The following is a 23,562-nucleotide window of genomic DNA, read 5'->3' on the forward strand; positions in this document are numbered from 1 at the left end:
CTCGTTTATAAAGTTAAATTAGATCAGCAAGAATACATGATATTCTAAGCCAAAACACAAAAACACCTTGTTCAACTTGTGTTCAATTTTCTGCTTTAATCGAATGAGTTACCTATGCTTAACCCTGCAAGCCTTAAAAAAACCGAGTGGTTAGCTTACCTTTTATTAGTTTTAACTACTTTATTTTGGGGCGGCAATTTTGTTGTTGCTCGTGCTGTTCATGCTGAAATTCCTCCTCTAGCTTTATCTTGGTGGCGCTGGCTGCTGGCCCTAGTCATTATTTTACCCTTTGCTTGGCAGCAGTTATGGCAAGCTAAGCAAGTCATAGCAAAAAACTGGTTTAAGTTAGCTCTTATGGCGCTGTTTGGAATAACAGGGTTCAACACCTTGGTTTATATGGGTTTACAAACCCTGCCTGCTAGTAACGGTATTTTACTCTTGTCTGCCTGCCCACTATTTATTTTAGCTCTTTCTTGGTGGTTTTTTGGTGATCCAATCAACTATAAACAAATTCTTGGGCTGCTGGTTTCCTTAGTAGGTATTAGTATTTTAGTTAGCAAAGGCGAGCTAACCCAAATTTTTAATCAGATTGCTGGTGGCAAGGGTAACCTATGGGTGCTTGCTGCAGTTGTTAGCTGGGCAATTTATTCCGTTATGCTGCGTACACGTCCTGCGGGCATAAGTGGCTTAGCCTTTTTTACTTTAACCGTTATTCTTGGCTGGCTACTGCTAACACCTTTTTACCTTTATGAGCTTTTTGTTCAAGAGCGTAGTTTTTCTATTAACCTAACCAGCTTGTTAAGTATTGGCTATGTTGGCGTTTTTGCTTCTATCGGTGCTTTTCTTTTCTGGAATCGGGGTGTAGAAATACTGACCGCTAGCCGTGCTGGGTATTTTATTCATTTAATTCCCGTTTGGGGTTTAATTTTAGCCAGTGTTTTTTTAGCAGAAAAGTTAGAAGGCTTTCACTGGGCTGGCATGTTGTTCATTTTTAGTGGCATTATTTTAGCAAGCTTCCTAAAAAACAATCAGCCAAGGGCAAGGTGAAGCTGCCTCACTTTGTTCACTAACAAGTTTCAACCATTCATCACTGTATTCATCTAAACTGGCACTAAGATGAAAAACATTAACATTATTGAGATCTTTTATGGCTTCTATACCCGTTAGCTTTGAATTTTTTCCACCTAAAACGCCTGCTGGTCAAGAAAAGCTCTTGCTAGCAAGAGACGAATTAGCGACAACTCAGCCTGAGTTTTTTTCCGTTACCTATGGTGCAGGGGGCTCTACTCAAGATGGCACCTTGCAAACCGTTTTGGCCTTGCGTGAAAACGGTGTAGATACTGCCCCCCACTTATCTTGCATAGGTGCGAGCAGAGAAGAGTTGTGTAACCAGTTACAAGGCTATAAAGAAAAGGGGATTAAACGCTTAGTTGCCCTAAGAGGTGACTTACCTTCAGGTATGGGTATGGGTGGTGAGCTGCGCTATGCCAATGAGTTAGTAGAGTTTATTCGTCAAGAGTTTGATCAAGACTTTATTATTGAAGTTGCTGCCTACCCAGAAGCTCACCCACAAGCGCCTAACCTAGATATAGATATTCAAAACTTTGTACGTAAGTGCCAAGCTGGTGCTGACAGCGCTATTACTCAGTACTTTTTTAATGCTGATGCCTATTTTTATTTTGTGGATAGAGTTAGGGCTGCTGGTATCGAAATACCAATTATCCCAGGCATCATGCCGATTACCAACTACACTAAGCTCGCACGCTTTTCTGATGCCTGTGGAGCAGAACTACCACGTTGGATTAGAAAACAGCTAGAGTCTTATGGTGATGACTCAGCCAGCATAATTCAGTTTGGTGAAGAAGTTATATCTAACTTATGCCAGCAGCTAATTGAGGGTGGCGCACCTAGCTTGCACTTCTATACGCTTAACCAAGCTAAAGCCTCTTTAGCGGTAATCAATAACTTAAAGTAACTACTTTAAAGCTAGTGCTTCTATTGCTTGCCTTGGCTTAAAACTAAGCAACATTAAGCCCTCACCAATTCTTGTTAAGGGGCGACAAGTCAGCTGATAGGCCTGGTAATAGCCTTTGGCTGACTTAAACATAACCTCTGCTTTAGCAGCTTGGCCTGTTTCTATTTGACTAAAAAAATCTTGGGTATTAGCTAAGGATGGGTTTCCCTGCATTAGCTCGAGCAAAGTGGTACCTGGCTGGAGTTTTTCTTTTGCAAAAATCCTCTCGGTTGCTTGGTTATGTTGGTTTAACTGGCCATTAGCAGTGAGCAATAATACTGGATAATCTAGCTCCTCTAGTAGCTGTGTACAGACTAAACTTTTTTGCTCTAAGCTCTGGTTTTTTTCTAATAACTCCTGCTGCTGCTTTTTAATTAATGTAAACCACTGACTGTAGTAAAGACTAACTAGGTCTTGCTGACTAATTAAACCCACGACCCGCTCATCTTCATTAACCACGACTAGCCGCTTGTAGCTTTTTTCACGCATAGCGTTCACTGCCTGCCTTACTGAAAAGTGTTCTGGCAGAGTATCCACTGGGCTAGACATGACTTGATCTACTCGACAAGACAACTCTTGGCCTTTGGCAAGCAAACGCATCACATCGGACAAGGTTAAAATCCCAAGGGGTTTGCGGTCTTCACTCACTAAGGCTGTGTTAACACCTTGTTGCTGCATTAAGCTAAGCACAAGGCTCACAGGCATTTCTTTATTAACTTGCAACAACAGCATGCCACGCAACAAATCACCTAAACGCTGGCTTTCAGCTAGGGTGTCTGGGTCTAGGTTTTGCACTAGGTCAGTGTAAGTTACTATGCCGCAAATTTGGTCGTTAGCATCGACTAAGCAAACCTGCTCTGCTTGATGCAAGCTAATAAGCTTAATGGCTTCTTGTAAGTCTGAATCAGGTGGTAGGCATAAAACTCTAGGCAGCATAACTTGAGTAAGAGGCACATTAAAGTTGATGCCCTGCAAATGAAAAGCCATTAAATCTTTAGACTGTAATAGTCGATAACTCTTGCCGCAACTCACTAATAAACTACGAATAGCATGGGTGTTCATTAGCTCTAAAGCTTCTGCCAAACTGGCCTGCTCATCAAGACTAATAACCTGACGTGTTGCAAGTGACTCCAAGGTTGGAAACTGCATGATTAAATCCTTAATTTAGTCTGACCAAGGAAGCTTTCGGTAACTTAGCGCCTCTAACAAATGCTTAGAGGTTATTCTTGGCTTGGCGTCCAAGTCTGCCAAGGTTAAGGCCACTTTGATTATACGGTGTGCAGCTCTGGCTGACAGGTGTATCTTATTCATTGCACGAGTTAATAACAGCTGTTGCTCTTTTCCTAAGGGTGCAAAGGCTTCTAATTCTGCTGGAGAAAGCTGTGAGTTGGGTTTGCCTACTCGCTGCATTTGGCGCTGCCTTGCTTCAACAACCCTAGCCCGTACAATTGCCGAGCTATCGCCTTCAGCTGGCTGCCATAAACAATCTGCTGGTAGCCTAGGCACTTCAAGGTGCAGGTCTATTCTATCTAATAAAGGTCCTGAAAGGCGGGATTGATAACGATTTATTAAACCTGGCGCACAAATACAGCTTTTTTGTGGGTCACCTAGATGACCACAGGGGCAGGGATTCATGGCGGCTATTAACAAAAACTCTGCAGGATAAGAAGTTTTTCGTTTCGATCTAGCAAGGTGAATCACCCCAGCTTCTAAGGGTTCTCTTAACACTTCTAAAACCTGACGCCCAAATTCAGGCAATTCATCTAAAAACAAAATACCTCGGTGAGCTAAAGAAATTTCGCCTGGTAAAGGATTGCTACCTCCTCCAACCAAAGCAACGGCAGAAGATGTATGGTGCGGTGAACGAAAGGGGCGCTGTCGCCAGCCACTTACATCAAAACCATTGACTATGGATTGAATAGCGGCAACCTCTAAGGCTTCTTCTTCAGTTGGCTCAGGTAACAAACCGGGTAAACAGCGAGCTAGTAAAGTTTTACCGCTGCCTGGTGGGCCACAAAAAAGCAGGTTGTGCTGTCCTGCTGCAGCTAGCATTAAGGCACGTTTGGCAGCAAGCTGCCCCTTTACTTCTAATAAGTCTGGGTACTTAAGTTCACCTACTTGGGGAGTAGTTATTTCTGGCTCAAAAAAAGGAGCTTGTCCACGCAAAGCTGCCGCTACTTCTAGCAGGTGGTTGGCAGCACCTAGCTTTAAACTGGAAACTAGACTGGCTTCAGCAAGGTTTTCTGCAGGAAGCACTAACCAATGGTTTGCTTTGCAAGCAGCTAAGGCCGTAGGTAGCACACCTTTTACTGGGCGTAGCTCTCCATTAAGGGCTAGCTCACCCATAAATTCTCGGCCCGTTAAGCTACTTTGAGGTAATTGCTTGGAAGCAACTAGAATACCTAGGGCGATAGGTAGATCATAACGCCCACCCTCTTTGGGTAGATCGGCGGGTGAAAGGTTAACGGTGATACGACGTGCAGGAAATTCAAAACCAGCCGTAAGTAAGGCACTACGAACTCGGTCACGACTCTCTCTGACGGCTGTTTCTGGCATACCTACAAGATTAAAAGCGGGCAAGCCATTAGCCAGATGAACCTCGACTCTAACTTCAGGCGCATCGAGTCCGACCAGTGCTCGGCTTGCAACCATAGCCAATGACATAGCTAACCTCCTTGTCGATCTTTTTGCTTCTTCTAGTTGTTAGTTTTTAAGCTTAGCCTCTAGGTCTGCAACACGCGAATTTAGCTCATCAACTCTTTGCCTAGTACGCTGATGAATTTGCAATAAACGCTCATAATCTTCTCGACTAACCAAGTCTAGTTTTGCTACGGCTTCTTTAACTAGGCTTTTCAAAGCTTGGCTAGACGCTAGGGGTTGTTTTATTCCACCTAGTTTTGCTGACACTTCATCTGATATTTTTTGTAAATATTCGGGGTTAAGCATTTTTATCTCCTGACTGAGCAGCTTAACATAGCAGTTTTTAATGCCTCTATGCATTAGGTCAAACCTTTACCAAGAAAATAATGCATCTCTTTTGGTTATTTTTCTCTAGAGGCTTTACCATTGACCTAGCTTGTTAAGCCACTTAGGAGACAACCATGAAACTGATTACTGCAATTATTAAACCTTTTAAACTCGATGACGTGCGCGAGGCTTTATCTGAAATAGGTGTTCAGGGTATTACTGTGACTGAAGTTAAAGGTTTTGGTCGCCAAAAAGGGCACACCGAGCTCTACCGTGGCGCTGAGTATGTAGTCGATTTTCTACCTAAAATTAAACTAGAAATTGCAGTTGATGATGGCATGGCAGAGCAGGTGATCGACTCAATTATCAACGTCGCTAACACTGGCAAGATAGGCGATGGAAAAATATTTGTTTCCCCTTTAGACCAGGTTATTCGTATTCGCACTGGTGAAAAGGGGAAAGACGCGGTTTAAGCTACTTGAGTTTTTACCTGTAGAAGGTTTGTTAGCTGCAGCTCTAAACGATCTCCTGCTGCTAACTTACCCACACCTGCGGGTGTGCCAGTAATAACGACATCACCAGGCATTAAGGTGAAGGTTTGGCTAATATGGCTTAACAACTCAGCAATAGGGGTTAGCATTTGTTTTGCCTTACCTCGTTGTTTTTCTGTGCCATTAATTGCCAAGCTTAACTCTAATTCTTGCCAATCCTTTACTTCTGTAGCGGGTACAAAACTCGACAAGGGGCAAGCACCATCCCAGGCTTTAGCTCTTTCCCAAGGGTGGCCTAGCTTTTTCAACTCGGTTTGCAAGTCTCTAAGGGTTAAGTCTAAGGCTAGACCCACACCCACTACTGCGTCTAAAGCTTCTGCAGGTTGGGCTTTGGTAAGAGGACTACCCATTAAAAGCGCTATTTCTGTTTCATAGTGCACATCACCCAAGCCTTCAGGCAGGTGTAGGGTTTCTTGTATAGCAACGGCACTAGTGGCGGGCTTAATGAATAGTAGAGGCTGCTCAGGAATTGGATTATTAAGCTCTGCTGCATGCTCTGCATAATTGCGCCCAACACAAACTATCTTACCTAGAGGTAGGGTTTTATTCGTTCCAAGCAGGTGCAAGTTGAAGCTATTGCTACTCATATCATTTTCCACTTATGAAAGTTGATTTTATTTTAAGTTAAAACGAATTTCGCCATCCACTAAACTAGTAACGACTCGCCCTTTAAGTGGCTGATTCCAAAAGGGTGTGTTTTGACCTGCTGAAAACCCTGTTTGTTCGTTGAGTAGCCAACTAGCTTCTGGGTCTATCAAGGTTATATCTGCACTATAGCCTGGCCAAAGCGCACCTGATTCGATACCTAAAAGCTTGGCAGGCGCTAAAGCTAAACGCTTAACTAAATCGCCTAGGTTTAACCAGCCACTTTCAACCAAAGCAAGCATTTGCGGTAGAACCACTTCCAAACAACTCATGCCCGGCTCTGAGGCAGCGAAGGGTGCTTTTTTGGCTGCTGCTTCATGAGGCAGGTGACCACTAGATACAGCAGAAATAGTGCCATCTTTTAAACCTTGTAAAAGTCCTAGGCGGTCTGCCTCACTTCTTAAAGGTGGTTCTAAATGAAAGTTGCTATCAAACGACTCTAAACTTGCTTCTGTAAATAGCAGATGGCTTAAAGCTACGTCTGCAGTTACAGGTAAGCCTTTGGCTTTAGCTTCAGCTATTTGTGTTACTGCTCTAGCCGTTGAAAGGTGAGCAAAGTGTGCCCTTATTCCTGTTTGTTCAACCAATAACAGTGTTTGAGCAACCGCCAGGGTTTCTGCTGTTTCTGGAATACCGTCTAAGCCTAACTGTGAAGACAAGGAGCCCTCGTGTGCAAACCCTGAACCTTTCAGCGCATTATCTTCTGGATAAAAGATAACCAACAAATCAAAGGTGGCAGCATATTCTAAACAGCGGCGTAAAATTAAATTATCTTGCACTGGGCGACGTAAATTAGTGAGTGCAACACAGCCAGCAGCTTGTAGCCCTGACATATTGCTTAGTAGCTGCCCTTCTAATCCTTGCGTTAGCGCACCTAGGGGCAAGACTTTGGCCTTGCCTGCTAGCTCGGCTCTTTCTCTAACAACTCTTACCACTGCAGGCGAATCAAGTGGGGGCTGAGTATCTGGGCGGGCACACACTTGGGTAAAGCCCCCCGCTAAAGCTGCTTGGGTTTCACTGGCAATATTACCTTTGTAGCTAGGGCCGGGTTCCCTTAGGTGGCTACCTAGGTCAATAAAGCCTGGGCAAACAATTAACCCTTCGGCATTAAGGGTTTGTTCCGCTTGAAAACCTGCAGGGCAATCACCTAAAGCTAGAATCTTTCCATCTTGAATATGCAGATCAATTATTTGGTCTAGCACTTGAGCAGGGTCGACAACTCGACCACCTAGAATAGATATGTTCATTGTATCTGCGCCTTTTCCTGCATCTGCCCACTCATTGCCATACTCATTACTGCCATGCGTGTAGCAATCCCATAACCTACCTGCTGTAAAATAACCGACTTAGGTCCATCTGCGACGGCAGACTCTATTTCTACACCGCGATTGATAGGCCCTGGGTGCATAACTATTGCCTCAGGGTGTGCATAATTAAGCTTTTCTGTCGTTAACCCATAGAGACGATAGAACTCCGCTTCTGAAGGCAATAAAGCGCCAGCCATTCGTTCTTTTTGTAAACGCAGCATTATTACCACATCCACATCTTTAATGCCTTCTTCCATACGCGTATAAATTTTTGCACCCATCTCTTCAATACCTATGGGTAGTAGTGTTTTTGGTGCAACTAGCCTTACTTCTGCAGCACCTAGCGTATTAAGTGCAATAATTTGTGAACGAGCGACGCGAGAATGCAAAATATCTCCCACTATGGCTACTTTTAGTCCCTCAAACTCACCCTTATGTTTTCTAATAGTGAACATATCTAACATGGCTTGAGTCGGGTGAGCATGACGACCATCACCTGCATTTATTATGGCTACTTTAGGAGTGATTTGACTGGCTATAAAGTGAGCAGCACCTGAATCTGCATGACGCACAACAAACATATCAGCATACATAGCTTCAATGTTTTGCAGGGTATCCATTAGGCTTTCACCCTTGGCTGTTGATGAGGTTTTTATATCTAGGTTTAACACATCAGCTGAAAGGCGTTTAGCTGCTAATTCAAAAGTAGCGCGGGTACGAGTTGAGTTTTCAAAAAACAAATTGACGATAGTTTTACCACGCAACAAAGGCACTTTTTTAACCGCCTGCTCACCCATATTGGCAAAGGATTCCGCAGTATCAAGAATTTCAGTTAACAAGGCTTTAGATAAACCATTAATGCTAAGAAAATGTTTTAAGCGCCCATCAGATGTTAGCTGCACATTGCGTGGATGAGCTGGATTATTTAAGGCGCTACTCATACAGGTTCCTCTAGGTCAGCAGGGCGAATAACTAGGTTAAACTCTAGTGGGTCTGGGCCTGATAGTTTAATTCGTTTGGTGGCGGGTAAATCTAACTGCAATCCATAACAATCAGCTTGAATAGGTAGCTCACGGCCAGATAAAGAAAGCAGAGTCACTAGGGTAATGGATGCTGGTCGCCCGTAATCAAATATTTCATTCATAGCTGCTCGAATGGTTCGACCCGACATAAGCACATCATCAATTAAAACCAGGTGTTGGTTTTCGGTAGTGAAAGGAAGGTTGGAAGGTTTAACGCTGGGGTTTAAACCAGTTTTAGAAAAATCATCTCGATAAAAAGCTATGTCTAGCGTACCCAGTGGCCAGCTTACTTGCATTTTCTGACGCAAGGCTTCTGCAACCCATACTCCGCCAGTATGTATGCCTATAAGAAGTGGCTGAGTAATGCCCTGCTCATTAAGGTAGTTAGTTAACTTAACTGCAAGGCTATCTAGCAGGGGTGCTACTTCTGGTAAAAATTCTGCTTTTTTCTGATAACCCATATTGCTCATCACCCTTATACAAAACTACGGTTTAATAAAGTCTGGTCCGGCTATTTGTTTTAGGTAGTCACTATTTCCTTGAGGGTCTAGCTCTAGCCATTCCTCTAAAATAACGGCTGCAGCTAAACGGTCAACAGGGTCTTCTCGAAAATTACCCTTATGCCCACCCTGACGCTTAACAATTTCTTTAGCTACACGGGTAGAGCCTCGCTCATTCATACCGTAACAAGCTTTTCCATACCGCCCAAACAAGCGCTTAGCAAATTTTCTTGCACGCTGACTTAAAGGGGTTTCTTGTAAAGCTTCGTCTAAAGGTAGCCCTACAACAAAGGCATCTGGTTGCCACTCTTTAATAAGTGCATCTAAAATTTGCCAAGCAGGAATACCTTCTTTGGCGGGTATTTCTGTTAACGGGTTAACAGTGCGGGTTAACTCATTGCCTAAGGCTGCACCGTGGCGCTTGCTTCCAAAGTCAAAGGCCATGATTAAACGTGGCTTAGCTATATTAGGCATGCCCTGCTTGCCCAGTCATTAAGTCTAAGTTAATACCTAAGCTGGTTGCAGCTGCTGTTAGGCGGTCTTCTGCTGGAGTTTCAAACAATAAATGCTCAGTGGCTGGACAGGTTAACCAAGCATTATCAAGTAATTCTTGCTCTAGTTGTCCTGCTTCCCAACCTGCACAGCCTAGTGCTATAAGAAAGTGCTCTGGCCCTTCGCCTTTAGCTAGGGCTTCGAGAATATCTAAGGAGGTTGTAAGGTTGAGTTGGTCGCTAATGGGTAAGCTTGCTTTCCAGTCTGATGAGCCAGTGTGTAACACAAAGCCTCGGTCAACATGAACGGGGCCACCTCGATACACCTGCTGCGTTAAATGGGTAGTTGAAGTGACTTCTATATCCATCTGCTCCATTAATTCTGCAAAGGTCAGTGGTAGTGGCTTGTTAATAATTAAACCTAAAGCACCCTGGTCATTTTGTTCACAGAGGTAGGTTAAGCTTCCACCAAAGTGTGGGTCTTTAAGTTGCGGCATAGCTAAAAGGAAATGATCCCTAAGTGTATTCACAATTTTCTCTTTGTTGAGCATCGACTCGTTGATTCTGTCTAAATTATACGGAGATTGAAAGGTTTTAGCTCAACACTTAATTAATTGGCATACCAACCATCTCCAAACTGCCAGGTACGAATAATTTCTAGCACATCAGCATCAGCTTTGATTGATTCTGGAAGTGGTGCAAAAGGTGCGGCTAAGTTCAAGATACGCACAGCCGCATCATCTAATAAGCTATGCCCTGAGCTGGTCAATAATTGAGCCTCTAGAATACGGCCATCTGCAGCGATAACAACCATTAATCGTAACCTGCCACCCAGATTTTGTTTCCTTGCTTCTTCTGGGTAGTTTAAGTTGCCAATTCTTTCTACTTTTTGTTCCCACTGCTTTAAATACAAGGCCTCTTCACTGCTCATTTTAGCGCCTGAACTGATACGCCTAACCCTTGTTTGTTGAGCATAGCTAGTTTGCATGGCTGCCAGCTCGGCTTCAAGGCGTGCAATTTCTAAGCTGCGTGAAATTAAGCTTTTTGATACTTGTGGGCGGATGGCTTCTTGTTCAGGGGGCGGTGCCTCATCTGCTAGCTCGGCTTCTTCTGTACTAGTTGGTTGCTCTTCTTCCTTGGGTGGCGTGGCTGCTTCAATGAGGGGTTGTACTTGCTGAGTGGGCTCTACTTCTTCAAGGGGTTCTTCTGGCTCAGCAGCAGGCTGCTTAACATCATAAAGGGTTACTTCTGTTGCTTCTGAGAAGCGTTGTTCAATACTGACTTCTTTAGGTGGATCAAGGCTATAAAGTATCAACAGATGAAAAATCACAGCAATTAGCAGTGCCCAAAACAGAGGGCGCTGCCATTTAGCTGGTGAATTTAATTCAGCAGACAATCAGTCTCGACCTAGGCGTTCAGCTATATAAGCCATTAACTGACCACCAATATCTAGGCCACACTGATCATCTAGTTCACGAATACAGGTGGGGCTAGTCACATTTATTTCGGTGAGGTAATCGCCGATAACGTCTAAACCAACAAACATCAGGTCTTTTTCTTTAAGCGCAGGTGCTACTTGCTTTACTATCCAGTAATCTCGCTCGGTTAGTTTACGAGCAATACCACTACCCCCAGCAGCTAGGTTGCCACGGGTTTCTCCGGCCATAGGTACTCTTGCTAAGCCGTAGGGTACAGCTTCACCATTAATCACTAAAATACGGGTATCACCGTCTTTTATTTCGGGCACAAACCTTTGCACCATAATTTGACGCTGATTGTTATTGGTTAGCTCTTCAATAATGGCGCCTAGGTTTAGGCCTTCTTCTTTAACACGGAAGATACCCATACCACCCATACCATCGAGGGGTTTTAAAATAATGTCTTGATGCTCTTTGTGGAAAGCTCGAATCAGCTCGCTACTACTGCTAACCAAGGTGGGCGGGCAACACTCAGGAAACTCTTGAGCAAACAGCTTTTCGTTACAATCTCTTAAGCTTTGTGGCTTGTTAACCACTAGCACACCTTCACGCTCGGCAGCTTCTAATAACCAAGTAGACGTTAAAAAGTCATTGTCAAAGGGAGGGTCTTTACGCATAAGCAAAACGTCTAAGTCAGCCATGCTAGCAGGCTTAGCTTCGCCCAAGGTGTACCAGTTATTGGGGTCGGCAAACACATCTAAATCTGCCATACGCGCCCAAGCCTTGCCTTGCTGCAAATAAAGATCACCCATTTCCATGTATTTAAGTTTCCAACCACGCTTTTTAGCTGCTAATAAGAGCGCCAGAGTGGTGTCTTTTTTGTAGGTAATATCTGCTATTGGGTCCATTACCACACCCACTACAACCTGCTTTGTCATTTTGCCTCCCACTCTGGCATTTTGATTAAATTAATTAAAATCACCCCACCAGTGCTGTACCAAGCTAAGTGCAGCTAAGGGTGCTGTTTCTGTTCTTAAAATTCTGGGGCCTAAGCGCAAGCCTGTAAAACCTTGCTGCCTAGCTAAGTCTGCCTCTGCATCTGTTAAGCCACCTTCTGGGCCAATCAATAAGGCAACGCTGGTAACTTCATTAACAGCTAGCTCACCTGTTTGACCGTAGGGATGCAGCAGAAGCTTCATAGCTTCTTGACGCTCTGCTAGCCAGTTAGTTAATAGTTGGGGCGAATGGATAATAGGCAAGTCATTGCGACCACTTTGTTCGCAAGCACTTATCGCTATTTGCTGCCATTGCTGTAATTTCTTTTGCTCTCTTTCTCCTTTCAACCTTACATCGCCTAACTGGGTGTAGAGAGGAGTAATTTCAGTAACACCTAGCTCAGTTGCTTTTTGAACGATCCATTCCATTTTGTCGCCTTTAGAAATGGCTTGACCAAGGTGGGTGTTTAAAGGTGAAGGGGCAACGGATTCAACGGGGGCTAACAAGGCTAATAAAGCTCGGTTTTTATTGCCTTCAAGCAGCTCTGCTAAATAACAATGCAGCCCATCAAACAGATGCAACTGTTCGCCTGGCTGCATTCTTAGCACTTGTATCATGTGACGCACCACCTGGCCTTCTAGCTCTATTTGAGCTTGTCCAGCCAAGGGTTGGGGTGAGTAAAAGCGCCGCACGCTTAAGTTACTGGGTTGTTTGCGCTTCACGCTGTTTGCGTTCAGCAAAAATGGCTTCAAAGTTAACCGGCGCAATCATTAATGGAGGGAAACCACCTTTAACGACTAGGTTATCAATGGCTTCACGCGCATAGGGGAATAAAATATTAGGGCTGAAAGCACCTAGTGCGTGCTCTAAGTTGTCACCTTCTATACCTGCAATTTGAAAAGCACCGCTCTGTTCAATTTCTGCTAGGAAGGCTGTTTTTTCACCAAAGGTTACCTGAGCAGTAATTTTAACCGTCACTTCGTAAAGTTCTTCGTTAATTTGACGGTTGCTGGTGTCTAGCTTTACATCAACATTGGGTTGATCTTTAACCATAAAAACTTCTGGGCTATTAGGTGCTTCAAAAGACACATCGCTTAGGTAAAGACGCTGAAGGGCAAATTGGGTTTGGGGTGCTTCACTCATTATTTTAGTTCCTTACGTTTTTTTAATTAGCTTACTTTTTCACTACAGGCATGGAGTCACTCTGCCACTGCATAATGCCACCTTTTAAGCGTAAGGCTTGTTCAAAGCCTGCTTTTTGCAACTTGGCAATTGCTATACCTGTAGATGACCCTGTGTTACAAACCACAAGGATTTTCTTTTCTTTATGCTTATCTAACTCTTGAATACGGCTATCCAAGTTAGCTGTAGGGATATTAATAGAACCAGCAATATGCCCTTGAGCAAAGTTTTTGCGATCACGAATATCTAGCGTAATGGCTTCTTCACGGTTCATTAAGCGCACTGCCTCTGCAACACCTACACTACCACCTGCTGTACGACTCTCATTAAAAGCAATTAAAGCTAAGAGAAGAACAAAGGCACTTACTAGCATGGGGTTGTTAATACTAAATTCAATAATTTGCTCTAACATCGTTTATCTCTTTTATTAGGCCGTGGCTTAAGGTTAAGTGGAACTTAATCCAGAAAAAAATTTGTGGTTTAGGATACACCAGAGTAACAATCAAGGCATCCGTAAGATGGAGATTTAAGCCTAGTAACGCTATTATACCTTCAATCATTTCTCTATTCAGATTCAGACCTAAAGAGTAATCCAAAAATCTTATGAGCTCTCAACGCCTAACTACCGCCCTAATTATTCTTGATGGTTATGGTGATAATCCAGCCAGCGATAATAATGCAATTTTTCACGCCAAAACACCGGTTATGGACCGCCTTAGAGCAGAGTTACCTAGCAGCCAAATTCATACCGATGGTATGCATGTTGGTTTGCCTGAAGGACAAATGGGTAACTCTGAGGTAGGGCATATGAACCTAGGTGCTGGGCGCATTGTTTACCAAGACTTTACTCGCGTTACTCAAGCGATAAAAGATGGCAGCTTCTTTTCTAACCCCACCTTAATAAAGGCGATTGACGCTGCTATTGCTAAAAATGGAGCAGTGCATTTAATGGGGCTTCTATCACCGGGTGGCGTACACAGCCATGAAGAGCACTTATTTGCTATGGCGGAAATGGCTGTTAAGCGTGGTGCTCAACAGGTTTTTCTACACGCATTTTTAGATGGTCGTGACACCCCACCACGCAGTGCTAAAGCATCAATTGAAGCTGCAGATCGTAAATTTAAAGAATTAGGTGTCGGTAGAGTTGCAAGCTTAATTGGCCGCTACTATGCAATGGACAGAGATAACCGCTGGGATAGGGTAGAAGAAGCTTACAACCTGCTTACCTTAGGTCAGGCAGACTTTAATGCTGAGTCTGCCCTAGCTGGCTTAGAAGCAGCCTATAGTCGTGATGAAAACGATGAGTTCGTTAAAGCTACCTCAGTAGGCCTGCCTTGCCAGATAGAAGATGGTGATGCCGTTATTTTTATGAATTTCCGTGCTGACCGTGCTAGAGAAATTACTCGTGCCTTTATAGAGCCTAACTTTAAGGGTTTTGCTCGCCGAGCTTGGCCTCGTTTAAGCAGCTTTACTATGCTGACCCAGTACGCAGAAGACCTAGACGCACCTGCTGCTTTTCCACCTGCAAACCTAACCAACACCCTGGGTGAATACTTAGCTAGCTTAGGTAAAACCCAGTTGCGTATTGCTGAAACTGAAAAATATGCGCATGTAACTTTCTTCTTTTCTGGCGGTAGAGAAGAACCTTTTGCTGGAGAAACGCGTGTATTGGTTCCTTCTCCTCAGGTTGCTACCTACGATTTACAGCCCGAAATGAGTGCCCTAGAAGTAACCGATAAACTGGTAACAGCCATTCATTCAGGAGAGTACGACGCCATTATTTGTAACTATGCTAATGGTGACATGGTTGGCCATACGGGTGACTTTAATGCCACGGTTAAAGCCATAGAAACCCTAGATGCTTGTATTGGTCGGGTGGTTGAGGCACTTGAGACAGTTAATGGTCAAGCCTTTATAACTGCAGACCATGGTAACGCTGAGCAAATGCTTGATGAAACCACTGGACAAGCACAAACATCGCATACCACCTTTCCTGTACCACTTATTTATGTGCCACCTAAAAACCGTAAAGCTCACCTTTTAGAAGGTGGTTCTTTATCTGATTTAGCTCCAAGTCTACTTAAAGTCATGGGATTAGAGCAGCCAGAAGAAATGACTGGTCGTGCGCTAGTTGAATTTGATAATTCGGAAGGTTAATTGATGCAACCAGCAGAGAACAAGGATTAGTTATGCGTTGTCTTGTTTTGGTCTTTACCTTATTAGTAAGCCTGCTGGTTGGTAGTACACCCTTGCTTGCTAACGCCTCATCCCAAGATGAGGTAAGCGAAAAACAACTGAAAGCCCTACGCCAAGACATTAGCAAGCTGCAAGGCTGGTTAAAAGAAGCGCGTGGGGAGCATTCTCAGTTAGAAAACCGCTTACGTGAAACTGAAGTGCAAATTGGGCAGCTAGTAACTCGTATTGCTGACAATAGTCGTGAGGCATCTGAGCTAGAGCAAAGGTTGACTCGCTTACGCAGTGAACAACGTGGACTGCAATCACAGTTAGACCAACAAGCTGGTTATTTACGCGAACAAATACGCTCTGCCTACGCTATGGGCAGACAAGAGTATTTAAAAGTTTTGCTTAATCAGCAAGAGCCAGACAGAGTGGCAAGGCTGCTAAGGTATTACGACTATATTAATAAAAAAAGAACCGAACAAATTGAAGAATATTTAGGTACTGCTCGCCAGCTCAACGTTGTTCAGTCTGAGATAATTACACGCGGCAAAACGCTTGAAGAGGTTAGGCGCAGCCTACAGTCTAGGCGTAATGAACTCTTAGCTGAGCAAAAGAAACGTCAAATAGTTGTTAAACAACTGAGCCAAGAAATTGCTGGCAAAGGTAATGAGTTAAAAACGCTTTTAGCTGACCAAAAACGCTTAGAGCAGTTACTAGAGGCTGTTACTGAAGCCATAGTTCGCTTACCTCCACCTAGAGATGCAAGTCCTTTCCCACAAATGCGAGGCAAATTGCCTTGGCCCATTAAAGGGCGGGTACTGAGTGCCTATGGTAGTAAGCAATACAATAACCGTTTAACCAGTCATGGATTATTAATTCAAGCACGCGAAGGGGATGCAGTACGTTCTATTCATGGTGGTAGGGTTGTATTTGCTGACTGGTTAAGAGGTTTTGGTTTTATGTTAATCATCGACCATGGTGATGGCTATATGAGCCTTTATGGCTATAACCAAACCTTAACTAAGCAGCCTGGTGATTGGGTACATGGTGGCGAAGTTATTGCTACCGCTGGCTCTACAGGTGGCCAACAGAATAATGGCCTTTACTTTGAGATAAGAAGTGGTGGGCAGCCTCTTGATCCCATTAGCTGGATAGCTAGACGTTAATTTTAACTTTTCTACAGCAGGTATTTTTATGTATTGCTTTGCACTTAACCACAAAACACCCACACCTGCTTTATTAAAGCTTGGCATAACTTTGCTTTTTAGCTTGTCACTCATAGCGCCAGCCGCTCTTGCTGATACCCATTCAAATTTAGACTACCCTCTTGATCCAGAGTATGACCTACCTCTAGATGAGCTACGTAGTTTTGCAGAGGTTTATGAACGAATTAAACAAGCCTATGTTCACGATGTAGAAGACAGAGAACTACTAGAGAATGCAATTAAAGGCATGCTGTCAGGCTTAGACCCCCACTCTGCTTACCTAGAGCCTGAAGCTTTCCGTGACCTGCGTGAATCTACTCAAGGTGAATTTGGCGGTTTAGGCATAGAAATAGGCATAGAAGAAGGCTACATAAAAGTTATTAGTCCGATTGATGACACGCCTGCTTCACGTGCTGGTTTACTACCCCACGATCTTATTATTCGTATTAACGATACACCTACACGCGATATGTCAGTCGACAAAGCTATGGAGCTAATGCGTGGTGAGCCTGGTAGTAGCATAAAACTAACCATTCAACGTGAAACGCTTAATCAACCCCTTAAGGTTGAGTTGGAGCGTGGGTTAATTCGTATTACAAGTGTAAAAGAAAAAATGTTAGAGCCTGGCTTTGGCTACTTAAGAATTAGTCAGTTTCAAAACCGTAGTGGTGAAGAAGTACAAAAAGGATTAGAGCGGCTTGCTAAAGAAAATGAAGGGCCCTTAGAAGGTTTGATTTTAGATTTACGCAATAACCCGGGCGGTGTGCTGCAAGCTGCCGCTGATGTAGTTGATGTGTTTTTAGACAGTGGCTTAATTGTTTATACCCATGGACGTTTACCCGACACGCAAATGCGTTTTGAAGCCAACCCTGGAGACAGCTTAGATGGAGTGCCGCTAGTTGTTCTAATTAACGGTGGTTCGGCATCTGCTTCAGAAATAGTAGCTGGGGCACTGCAAGATCATCAACGTGCTTTAATCATGGGTACTGCTAGCTTTGGTAAAGGATCAGTACAAACAGTGCTGCCACTCAATAATGATAGAGCACTAAAAATGACCACTGCGCTTTACTACACACCTAGTGGCCGCTCTATACAGGCAGAGGGTATCCAGCCAGATATAGAAGTTGTTAATGCTCGTATAACACCTTTAGAAACACAGCGAACCACCAAAGAAGCTGACTTAGATGGCCATATCAACAATGACTCTAAACCATCTAATAACAAGAAAATTACAGCTCGCTTAGATACAGCGGAAGACTACCCGCTAAACGAAGCTTTGAATCTTTTAAGAGGCTTAGTAATTTTTAAAAGCCGACACTAGCTTTTGTTTTAGTTTATTTATTTAACCAAGGGCCGCAAGCCTAGAGCCTGAGCAATTAACTGACGCTTTACCCAAGGGTTAGAGTTCACTAGCTTCATACCTAGGTTACGTAGTAAAAGCACTGGTAGTTTTTGCGTTGCAAACAGTCGTTTAAAGCTTTCCATTAGCGCCATCATGGCTAGGTTATCTGGCTTGCGTAGCCGCTGGTAATTATTAAGAACCACTAGGCTACCTAAGGGCTTAGCATCTAAGGCGGCCTGTTTTATTACCTGCGTTAAGGTGGCTACATCTGCAAAACCTAAGTTAATACCCTGCCCAGCTAGGGGGTGAATGGTGTGTGCAGCATCTGCAACTAATGCTAAACCCGGTTTTACATAGTCAGTTGCATGACGCTGGTGCAAGGGTACAGCCTGACGCCCCTGACTAAGCTCAACCCTACCTAAACGCCCCTCAAAAGCCTGGGTTAACTGCTGGTTAAATGCCTTTTCATCTAAACTCAATAACTCAGCAGCTTCTTCTGGGTGAGTAGACCAAACAATTGAGCACCAGTGGTTATCACCCTCTAAATTCAAAGGTAAAAAAGCTAAAATGCCTTTATCACTAAAGTTTTGCCAAGCTGTGTTTTGGTGGGACTTTTCCATGCGCACACTGGTAACTAGTGCATGCTGACCATAGTTCCACTCACGGGTTTTAAATTCACCTAGTTGGCGTACTTTTGAATTAGCACCATCTGCACCCACAATTAATGCTGCCTCTAAGCAGGTACCATCACTTAAAACTAAACTTCGCCTACCTTGAGAGTTCAATGGCTCACTTAAACTGCTTGCCTCGCTTCCCTTATACCAGTCTAAGCTAGGCTGATCAGCGACCGCTTCTAATAGCCCTAGCTGAGTAACCGCATTCTCAACTAAATATCCTAGGTGGGTAACGCCTGCTTCTGCTGCATCAAATGCAACTTCTGCTGTTCCTTCAGCATCCCAAACATGCATACCCTGATAAGGATTCACCCTTAGCTTTTGCATAGCTTGCCAAGCGCCTAGCTCATCTAAAAGCTGGTGACTGGTTTCAGATAGGGCACTTACCCGAGTGTTAAAGCTTGTTGCTTGCCAGCTTGGGGGCTCTTCTGCAAGTTCAACAATCGCAAGCTTCAAACCTGTGTTTGCTAGGCCTGCAGCTAAGGCTAGGCCTGCCATACCGCCACCAACAATAACCACATCATAGTTTTTAGTTACTTTAGGTTGCTGCATTTTAAACTCCCATGGCTTTAGCGGTTATCCAGCGCCTAAGCGGTGCAGTTAAGTTAAGCCCTATTAATCCAGCTGCACGCGCATGGCCGAGTAAAGGCGTATCATTGGCAAAGAGTCCTATTAAGCCATGGCTAAAACCTATAACTCCCGCCTGATCCCCTAACCTTTCTGCTTGCCACTTTTCTAGCAAGGCTAATTCTCCTGGATGAAAGTCTTGGCCTTTATCTGCAGCTGTTTGTGCACCCTTAGCTAAAGCATCTGCAAGGGTTATAACGCCTCTTATAGCTAGGTTATAACCCTGACCTGCTACGGGGTGAAGGTAATGTGCTGTGTTACCCAGCAAAACTAAGTTTTGTCTTACTTGTTCTTTAGAGCGTACTTTTTTTAATGGGTAAGCAAAACGCTCACCTACTTTCTGAAAGCGGCCTGCTCTATTTCCAAAGCTCGTTTGGATGGCTTGTAAAAATTCCGCATCATCTAAAGCCCCATCTGTCACTGCTTGCTCATGGGTGCGCGTCCAAATAAGTGCCATATCTCTACCCGCTAGGGGTAGCAGCGCCATAGGACCATCAACTGCAAAGCGCTCGTAAGCCCAGCCTTGATGTGGTTTTGACATGCGCACATTGGCAATTAAGGCCGTTTGTTCATAGTCGTAAACATCATCAGCAATTCCTAGCTGTTGTTTAATACCTGAGCGCCCACCATCAGCTAGTATGACCAAACGAGCTTTTAAACTTAATGGTTGATTATTTAGTTCGCCCTCTAAAAGCGCTTCTTCTGGGCCAGGAAACTTTAAGCTATTAATGGTTGCAGGTGCTAACACCTGAGTATGCTTTGCTTGGCTTAAACCCTTCCATAAAACCTTACCTAACCAAACATTGGGTACTACATAACCTAGCGCATCAACCTGCTGTTCTGTGTTATGTAACTGGCTTGAGCCTAAAAAGCCTCGGTCAGTAATTTGAATATGCTCTATAGGGTTGGCTTGTTCTTTTAAATCATCCCATAGCCCTAGGCGTTGATAGATTAAGCGTGTTCCCCATGAAAGAGCTGTAGAGCGTGCATCAAAGCTAGGCTGCCAATTACTGCTAGCTGGCTCATCGGTTGGTGGCTGATTTTCAATCAGGCAAATTTTCCAGTTTAACTTTTCTGCTAAAGGTTCTAATGCTACCGCTAAACTGGCACCTACTAACCCACCACCTATAATTGCTAGATCATACTCTTGTGGCTGCATAAGACTCACCTTTCATTAGGCCTTCTATGCCTTCTATAGTTTTTGGAACAGCAGCTGTTAACACCTCACAAGCTGTTTCGGTGACTAAAACATCATCTTCTATACGAATGCCTATACCTTGCCAAAGTGGATCTATACCTTGTTGATCAGGTGATATATACAAACCTGGTTCTATAGTAAACACCATACCAGGCTCTAAAAGCCTAGGTTTACCCTCTTGCCAGTACAAACCCACATCATGCACATCTAAACCTAACCAGTGGCTCGTACCATGCATATAAAAATCTTTATAGGCTTCTGTTTTTATTAGCTGCTCAACATCACCTTTAAGCAGTTCTAATTCGACTAAACCGGTAACCAAACAATGAACCGTTGCCTGATGTAATTCATCTAGGCTAACACCTGGTCGTGTTAAGCTAATAGCCAATTGGTTTGCTTTTAATACTAGGTTGTAGAGTTGCTTTTGCTGTAAAGAAAACACGCCACTCACAGGGAAGGTTCGAGTTATATCACCAGCATAACCTTGGTATTCTGCACCAGCATCTATCAATACTAGGTCACCTGCCTGCATAACATCTTTGTTTTCTACATAGTGAAGGACACAGGCATTTTCTCCTGAACCAACAATACTGCCATAAGCAGGACCACTAGCAGCCTGCATTTTAAACTCATGCTCTAACTCTGCTTCTAGTTGGTATTCGTACATGCCAGGACGACAAACTTGCATAGCTCGACAATGTGCTTCGGCTGAAATACGCGCTGCTTCCTTCATTAACTCTATTTCTTCTGGTGCTTTAATGAGGCGCATTTCACTTAGCTGCTGGCTTAAATCAACAACTCGACTTGGTAAGTTAGCCTGCTTTTTAAACATAGCTCTTGCCCGCTGGCGCCAAACCAAATAGCGTGAATAGAGGGCTTCATCTTCTATTGGCATCCAGACTTCACTGGCTTGATTTAACAACTTAGGTAGTTGGTCATCAATCTCTGCAAACGTAAAAGCTTGATCAAAACCTAGCTGGATAACTGCAGCATCTTGGCCGAGGCGTACACCTGTCCAAGTTTCCATTAACTTGTCTTTGGGCTGACTAAATAGCAGTTGTTCACCCTGTGGATTACCTTTCATTAGCACTAAAAAAGCATCAGGTTCATTAAAACCTGTTAAGTACCAGAAATCGCTATCTTGGCGAAATGGGTGTTCAGTATCTCGACTTCTAGTAACCAGAGTTGCTGAGGGCACTAGCAGCAAAGCCTGGTTAGGCAAGCTATCCATTAGTTTCTGACGACGATTAATAAAGGTTTCTACAGCAAGGTGTTTCATTTTGGCTCCAGCTATAACTCTAGTGCAGATTTTTGGGATTTTTAGCTTTTTCTACTTGAGGCTGACCCGGATGTAATTCTGTATAGAGCAACATAATGACCATACGCACAAATTCAGCAATGGCAGTTAAGTCTTTTTCATTATCTTCATTAGGTGGTAAATTTTCTTTATCGAGGGCAACGAGTCTTTCTAAGTCCTCTAAGCCTTCTTGTGCTTCTTTTGAAAGCTTGCTTTCTTCTAGCTTGGCAGACTTGAGCGACTTTAAAAAACCTTGCGTCCATTTAATTAAACCTTCAAAACGCTCTTCTATTTCATACAATTCATCTGGAAGCAAAGGTTCAAAGCTCAACCCACTAGCACTGAGTTCTTCTAATGTTTGGTCTAATAATTGCAATGCCAACTGTTTATCTTTGCCTTCTAGCTCGGTTGTTTCATTGCCTAATAGCTGTGCAAAAAGCACTAGCCAATGCTCGCGAGGAAAACGCTCCTGCCCACAAAGTTGCCCTGCTAAAACACCATGAAAAAGTGATGGCGATTGAAAACAACGATGACGTAGGCATAAATCTGCTAGCTCATCAAAATCAACTCTGCCGACTTGAGCTTTTTCGGTTGACATAAAAATCATCACCTTTTCAAATAGTTAAAAGAATTTACAAAAATAGCGTATAGTTACTTTTACTAGGACAATTGACCCGGTACAAAGGTCACATTATAGTATTTTATTGCTTAAATAAGGGCGCTGGAGCCAGATGTATGAGCAGTGACAAGAATACCACTGAAATCACCCTGCTGGATCGTAAATACCTGATTGCTTGTGCAAAAGACGAGCAAGACAGTTTATTGCGTGCTGCCCATTACTTAAACAATAAAATGGCTGATATACGCCATGCTGGCAAGGTACTTAGTTTAGAGCGCTTAGCCATTATTGCCGCTCTCAATATTACCCATGAATTTTTGAATTTAGATGATAACAACCTTAACAAGGATGCCAAGATTGTTCAGCTAAACCACAAGATGGATTCTGCGCTAGCAGAACTAGATACCCTTGTTGAGTCACGAAAACTCCCCTAAAGCTTTTGTTATTTGTTAGACTGAGGGCAACCCTGGGGTGTTGGCCAGTTGTCCAAGTCCTCGAGCCTATGTTGTACCAACTGGGAGTTTTCCTGACTTTACTCGTGCGCAGGTCCGCCTTGCAGCGGAAAGCCTTAGGTAAATCGGTTACTTCCACCTTGAACTTTAGGGTTCAAGGAATACGACAGCAGCGGCACCTTGGGGCCTATTACTAGGGACCCATTTAAAGACCCTAATATGCACACTACCTCTTCCTCCCATAATAACCGATCTTCTTTACGTCGCCTTTTAAGACAAAAACGCCGCCAACTTTCTAGTTATGAACAAAAGGTAGCTAGCTATAAGGCCTGTCAAAGAGTTAGCCAACAAGCCTGGTTTCTTAATGCATCCAACTTAGCTGTTTATATGGCTAGTGATGGTGAGTTGGATCCTCTTCCGCTTGCTCTTAAAGCACAAAAAATGGGTAAAAGAGTGTATTTGCCAGTACTCCACCCATTAAATAGCAATCACCTGTTATTTATTCGTTTTACCTCCAAAACCCCTTTGCATAAAAATCGTTTTGGTATTTTAGAACCCTGTTTGAAAGGTTATGGGTTAGAACGAATTAATAGCTGCAAGATACAAGCATTAGATTTGCTGCTGATGCCTTTGGTTGGCTTTGATCCACACGGCGGCAGGTTAGGAATGGGGGGTGGGTTTTACGACCGAACTTTAGCGGTGAAACCCAACCAGTTTAAACGACCTAAACTGATTGGCTTAGCACATGAGTGTCAGAAAGTTGATCAGCTTTCTCTTGAAGCTTGGGATGTACCTTTAACAGGTATAGTTACCCCTGAAGAGTTTTATCTACCTCAGTAGATTTTTAACGCTCTGCTTGATTGGGAAATAAGTA

General features: G+C 43.6%; 26 protein-coding genes and 1 other RNA gene. 9 read left to right on the plus strand and 18 right to left on the minus strand.

From position 1 onward, the window contains the following. Positions 1 to 114 precede the first annotated feature (114 nt). Both BP27_RS0104330 and metF read left to right on the plus strand, forming a co-directional pair. Positions 115 to 1,047, plus strand: a complete 933-nt coding sequence (locus BP27_RS0104330; protein WP_027850506.1) for a DMT family transporter — start codon at positions 115 to 117, stop codon at positions 1,045 to 1,047. Between the two features lie 100 nt (positions 1,048 to 1,147). After that, a complete protein-coding gene (gene metF / locus BP27_RS0104335) occupies positions 1,148 to 1,975 on the plus strand; it encodes a methylenetetrahydrofolate reductase [NAD(P)H] (RefSeq protein ID WP_036239370.1) in 828 nt (275 codons plus the stop codon). Here the strand turns inward: metF and BP27_RS0104340 are convergent, their stop codons facing one another. From BP27_RS0104340 to BP27_RS0104350, 3 genes are read right to left on the minus strand one after another with little or no spacing between them, the layout of a single operon-like run. After that, positions 1,976 to 3,163, minus strand: coding sequence for a CBS domain-containing protein (locus BP27_RS0104340; RefSeq protein WP_027850508.1), 1,188 nt, complete (start codon positions 3,161 to 3,163; stop codon positions 1,976 to 1,978). Between the two features lie 15 nt (positions 3,164 to 3,178). Continuing rightward, complete coding sequence (locus tag BP27_RS0104345) at positions 3,179 to 4,678, minus strand: YifB family Mg chelatase-like AAA ATPase (protein ID WP_027850509.1); 1,500 nt, start codon at positions 4,676 to 4,678, stop codon at positions 3,179 to 3,181. 39 nt (positions 4,679 to 4,717) lie between these two features. Next, positions 4,718 to 4,960 (minus strand): accessory factor UbiK family protein, encoded by a 243-nt coding sequence (locus tag BP27_RS0104350; RefSeq protein WP_027850510.1) that lies wholly within the window; start codon positions 4,958 to 4,960, stop codon positions 4,718 to 4,720. A gap of 155 nt (positions 4,961 to 5,115) precedes the next feature. On the opposite strand from BP27_RS0104350, the gene BP27_RS0104355 reads away from it, so the two are divergent. Further along, positions 5,116 to 5,454 carry a P-II family nitrogen regulator gene (locus BP27_RS0104355; RefSeq protein WP_027850511.1) on the plus strand — a complete coding sequence of 113 codons (339 nt, stop codon included), beginning with the start codon at positions 5,116 to 5,118 and terminating at the stop codon, positions 5,452 to 5,454. Here BP27_RS0104355 and BP27_RS0104360 read toward each other — a convergent pair. The 11 genes from BP27_RS0104360 to BP27_RS0104410 all read right to left on the minus strand — a co-directional run bounded on the left by BP27_RS0104360 (position 5,451) and on the right by BP27_RS0104410 (position 13,505). Next, entirely contained in the window at positions 5,451 to 6,119 is a 669-nt protein-coding gene (locus BP27_RS0104360; protein ID WP_051610292.1) for a fumarylacetoacetate hydrolase family protein, read from the minus strand. The genes BP27_RS0104355 and BP27_RS0104360 overlap by 4 nt on opposite strands. A gap of 27 nt (positions 6,120 to 6,146) precedes the next feature. Beyond that, positions 6,147 to 7,424 carry a dihydroorotase gene (locus tag BP27_RS0104365; RefSeq protein ID WP_027850513.1) on the minus strand — a complete coding sequence of 426 codons (1,278 nt, stop codon included), beginning with the start codon at positions 7,422 to 7,424 and terminating at the stop codon, positions 6,147 to 6,149. After that, a complete protein-coding gene (locus BP27_RS0104370; protein WP_036239372.1) occupies positions 7,421 to 8,425 on the minus strand; it encodes an aspartate carbamoyltransferase catalytic subunit in 1,005 nt (334 codons plus the stop codon). Before BP27_RS0104370 ends, BP27_RS0104365 begins: the two co-directional genes overlap by 4 nt. After that, positions 8,422 to 8,967 carry a bifunctional pyr operon transcriptional regulator/uracil phosphoribosyltransferase PyrR gene (pyrR, locus tag BP27_RS0104375; RefSeq protein ID WP_036239373.1) on the minus strand — a complete coding sequence of 182 codons (546 nt, stop codon included), beginning with the start codon at positions 8,965 to 8,967 and terminating at the stop codon, positions 8,422 to 8,424. Before pyrR ends, BP27_RS0104370 begins: the two co-directional genes overlap by 4 nt. A 24-nt stretch (positions 8,968 to 8,991) precedes the next feature. Next, complete coding sequence (ruvX, locus tag BP27_RS15195; RefSeq protein ID WP_051610294.1) at positions 8,992 to 9,480, minus strand: Holliday junction resolvase RuvX; 489 nt, start codon at positions 9,478 to 9,480, stop codon at positions 8,992 to 8,994. Continuing rightward, on the minus strand, positions 9,473 to 10,027 hold the full coding sequence (locus BP27_RS0104385) for a YqgE/AlgH family protein (RefSeq protein WP_027850516.1): 555 nt from the start codon (positions 10,025 to 10,027) through the stop codon (positions 9,473 to 9,475). Before BP27_RS0104385 ends, ruvX begins: the two co-directional genes overlap by 8 nt. An 80-nt stretch (positions 10,028 to 10,107) precedes the next feature. Continuing rightward, the gene (locus BP27_RS16680) at positions 10,108 to 10,893 is read right to left on the minus strand and encodes an energy transducer TonB (RefSeq protein WP_051610296.1); all 786 of its coding nucleotides are present in this window, start codon (positions 10,891 to 10,893) and stop codon (positions 10,108 to 10,110) included. Continuing rightward, positions 10,894 to 11,853, minus strand: a complete 960-nt coding sequence (gene gshB / locus BP27_RS0104395) for a glutathione synthase (protein ID WP_027850517.1) — start codon at positions 11,851 to 11,853, stop codon at positions 10,894 to 10,896. 30 nt (positions 11,854 to 11,883) lie between these two features. Then, positions 11,884 to 12,633 (minus strand): 16S rRNA (uracil(1498)-N(3))-methyltransferase, encoded by a 750-nt coding sequence (locus BP27_RS0104400; RefSeq protein ID WP_036239375.1) that lies wholly within the window; start codon positions 12,631 to 12,633, stop codon positions 11,884 to 11,886. Beyond that, positions 12,611 to 13,054: a protein-export chaperone SecB gene (gene secB, locus BP27_RS0104405; RefSeq protein WP_051610298.1), complete on the minus strand. Its 444-nt coding sequence runs from the start codon at positions 13,052 to 13,054 to the stop codon at positions 12,611 to 12,613. The genes BP27_RS0104400 and secB overlap by 23 nt, the downstream gene beginning before the upstream one ends. Positions 13,055 to 13,085: 31 nt before the next feature. Further along, on the minus strand, positions 13,086 to 13,505 hold the full coding sequence (locus tag BP27_RS0104410) for a rhodanese-like domain-containing protein (protein ID WP_027850520.1): 420 nt from the start codon (positions 13,503 to 13,505) through the stop codon (positions 13,086 to 13,088). A gap of 191 nt (positions 13,506 to 13,696) precedes the next feature. Here BP27_RS0104410 and gpmI point away from each other — a divergent pair, with 191 nt between their 5' ends. From gpmI to BP27_RS0104425, 3 genes are read left to right on the plus strand one after another with little or no spacing between them, the layout of a single operon-like run. After that, positions 13,697 to 15,250: a 2,3-bisphosphoglycerate-independent phosphoglycerate mutase gene (gpmI, locus tag BP27_RS0104415; RefSeq protein WP_027850521.1), complete on the plus strand. Its 1,554-nt coding sequence runs from the start codon at positions 13,697 to 13,699 to the stop codon at positions 15,248 to 15,250. A 32-nt stretch (positions 15,251 to 15,282) separates the two neighbouring features. Further along, positions 15,283 to 16,440, plus strand: coding sequence for a murein hydrolase activator EnvC family protein (locus BP27_RS0104420; protein WP_027850522.1), 1,158 nt, complete (start codon positions 15,283 to 15,285; stop codon positions 16,438 to 16,440). Positions 16,441 to 16,468: 28 nt separating this feature from the next. Continuing rightward, positions 16,469 to 17,800 (plus strand): S41 family peptidase, encoded by a 1,332-nt coding sequence (locus tag BP27_RS0104425; protein WP_036239377.1) that lies wholly within the window; start codon positions 16,469 to 16,471, stop codon positions 17,798 to 17,800. A gap of 17 nt (positions 17,801 to 17,817) precedes the next feature. Here the strand turns inward: BP27_RS0104425 and BP27_RS0104430 are convergent, their stop codons facing one another. The 4 genes from BP27_RS0104430 to BP27_RS0104445 are packed head-to-tail and all read right to left on the minus strand — an operon-like array spanning position 17,818 to position 22,215. Continuing rightward, positions 17,818 to 19,047: a UbiH/UbiF/VisC/COQ6 family ubiquinone biosynthesis hydroxylase gene (locus tag BP27_RS0104430; protein ID WP_027850524.1), complete on the minus strand. Its 1,230-nt coding sequence runs from the start codon at positions 19,045 to 19,047 to the stop codon at positions 17,818 to 17,820. A gap of 1 nt (position 19,048) precedes the next feature. After that, positions 19,049 to 20,281, minus strand: coding sequence for a 2-octaprenyl-6-methoxyphenyl hydroxylase (gene ubiH / locus BP27_RS0104435; RefSeq protein ID WP_036239380.1), 1,233 nt, complete (start codon positions 20,279 to 20,281; stop codon positions 19,049 to 19,051). Then, positions 20,262 to 21,599, minus strand: coding sequence for a Xaa-Pro aminopeptidase (pepP, locus tag BP27_RS0104440; RefSeq protein WP_027850526.1), 1,338 nt, complete (start codon positions 21,597 to 21,599; stop codon positions 20,262 to 20,264). The genes ubiH and pepP overlap by 20 nt, the downstream gene beginning before the upstream one ends. 19 nt (positions 21,600 to 21,618) lie before the next feature. After that, positions 21,619 to 22,215, minus strand: coding sequence for a UPF0149 family protein (locus tag BP27_RS0104445; RefSeq protein ID WP_027850527.1), 597 nt, complete (start codon positions 22,213 to 22,215; stop codon positions 21,619 to 21,621). A 137-nt stretch (positions 22,216 to 22,352) separates the two neighbouring features. On the opposite strand from BP27_RS0104445, the gene BP27_RS0104450 reads away from it, so the two are divergent. The 3 genes from BP27_RS0104450 to BP27_RS0104455 all read left to right on the plus strand — a co-directional run bounded on the left by BP27_RS0104450 (position 22,353) and on the right by BP27_RS0104455 (position 23,528). Further along, positions 22,353 to 22,670: a cell division protein ZapA gene (locus BP27_RS0104450; protein ID WP_027850528.1), complete on the plus strand. Its 318-nt coding sequence runs from the start codon at positions 22,353 to 22,355 to the stop codon at positions 22,668 to 22,670. A 26-nt stretch (positions 22,671 to 22,696) separates the two neighbouring features. Then, a non-coding RNA gene (gene ssrS, locus BP27_RS16930) (6S RNA) lies at positions 22,697 to 22,879 on the plus strand. Positions 22,880 to 22,907: 28 nt separating this feature from the next. Further along, complete coding sequence (locus tag BP27_RS0104455) at positions 22,908 to 23,528, plus strand: 5-formyltetrahydrofolate cyclo-ligase (protein WP_027850529.1); 621 nt, start codon at positions 22,908 to 22,910, stop codon at positions 23,526 to 23,528. Positions 23,529 to 23,562: the final 34 nt, after the last annotated feature.

It is taken from the genome of Marinospirillum insulare DSM 21763 (assembly GCF_000686905.1).
In the GTDB taxonomy this organism is placed as follows: domain Bacteria; phylum Pseudomonadota; class Gammaproteobacteria; order Pseudomonadales; family Halomonadaceae; genus Marinospirillum; species Marinospirillum insulare.

Coding starts and splice junctions, on each gene's coding strand:
- BP27_RS0104330 (WP_027850506.1), top strand. CDS start 115: ATGCTTAACCCTGCAAGCCTTAAAAAAACCGAGTGGTTAGCTTACCTT.
- metF (WP_036239370.1), top strand. CDS start 1,148: ATGGCTTCTATACCCGTTAGCTTTGAATTTTTTCCACCTAAAACGCCT.
- BP27_RS0104340 (WP_027850508.1), bottom strand. CDS start 3,163: ATGCAGTTTCCAACCTTGGAGTCACTTGCAACACGTCAGGTTATTAGT.
- BP27_RS0104345 (WP_027850509.1), bottom strand. CDS start 4,678: ATGTCATTGGCTATGGTTGCAAGCCGAGCACTGGTCGGACTCGATGCG.
- BP27_RS0104350 (WP_027850510.1), bottom strand. CDS start 4,960: ATGCTTAACCCCGAATATTTACAAAAAATATCAGATGAAGTGTCAGCA.
- BP27_RS0104355 (WP_027850511.1), top strand. CDS start 5,116: ATGAAACTGATTACTGCAATTATTAAACCTTTTAAACTCGATGACGTG.
- BP27_RS0104360 (WP_051610292.1), bottom strand. CDS start 6,119: ATGAGTAGCAATAGCTTCAACTTGCACCTGCTTGGAACGAATAAAACC.
- BP27_RS0104365 (WP_027850513.1), bottom strand. CDS start 7,424: ATGAACATATCTATTCTAGGTGGTCGAGTTGTCGACCCTGCTCAAGTG.
- BP27_RS0104370 (WP_036239372.1), bottom strand. CDS start 8,425: ATGAGTAGCGCCTTAAATAATCCAGCTCATCCACGCAATGTGCAGCTA.
- pyrR (WP_036239373.1), bottom strand. CDS start 8,967: ATGGGTTATCAGAAAAAAGCAGAATTTTTACCAGAAGTAGCACCCCTG.
- ruvX (WP_051610294.1), bottom strand. CDS start 9,480: ATGCCTAATATAGCTAAGCCACGTTTAATCATGGCCTTTGACTTTGGA.
- gshB (WP_027850517.1), bottom strand. CDS start 11,853: ATGACAAAGCAGGTTGTAGTGGGTGTGGTAATGGACCCAATAGCAGAT.
- secB (WP_051610298.1), bottom strand. CDS start 13,054: ATGAGTGAAGCACCCCAAACCCAATTTGCCCTTCAGCGTCTTTACCTA.
- BP27_RS0104410 (WP_027850520.1), bottom strand. CDS start 13,505: ATGTTAGAGCAAATTATTGAATTTAGTATTAACAACCCCATGCTAGTA.
- gpmI (WP_027850521.1), top strand. CDS start 13,697: ATGAGCTCTCAACGCCTAACTACCGCCCTAATTATTCTTGATGGTTAT.
- BP27_RS0104420 (WP_027850522.1), top strand. CDS start 15,283: ATGCGTTGTCTTGTTTTGGTCTTTACCTTATTAGTAAGCCTGCTGGTT.
- BP27_RS0104425 (WP_036239377.1), top strand. CDS start 16,469: ATGTATTGCTTTGCACTTAACCACAAAACACCCACACCTGCTTTATTA.
- BP27_RS0104430 (WP_027850524.1), bottom strand. CDS start 19,047: ATGCAGCAACCTAAAGTAACTAAAAACTATGATGTGGTTATTGTTGGT.
- ubiH (WP_036239380.1), bottom strand. CDS start 20,281: ATGCAGCCACAAGAGTATGATCTAGCAATTATAGGTGGTGGGTTAGTA.
- pepP (WP_027850526.1), bottom strand. CDS start 21,599: ATGAAACACCTTGCTGTAGAAACCTTTATTAATCGTCGTCAGAAACTA.
- BP27_RS0104445 (WP_027850527.1), bottom strand. CDS start 22,215: ATGTCAACCGAAAAAGCTCAAGTCGGCAGAGTTGATTTTGATGAGCTA.
- BP27_RS0104450 (WP_027850528.1), top strand. CDS start 22,353: ATGAGCAGTGACAAGAATACCACTGAAATCACCCTGCTGGATCGTAAA.
- BP27_RS0104455 (WP_027850529.1), top strand. CDS start 22,908: ATGCACACTACCTCTTCCTCCCATAATAACCGATCTTCTTTACGTCGC.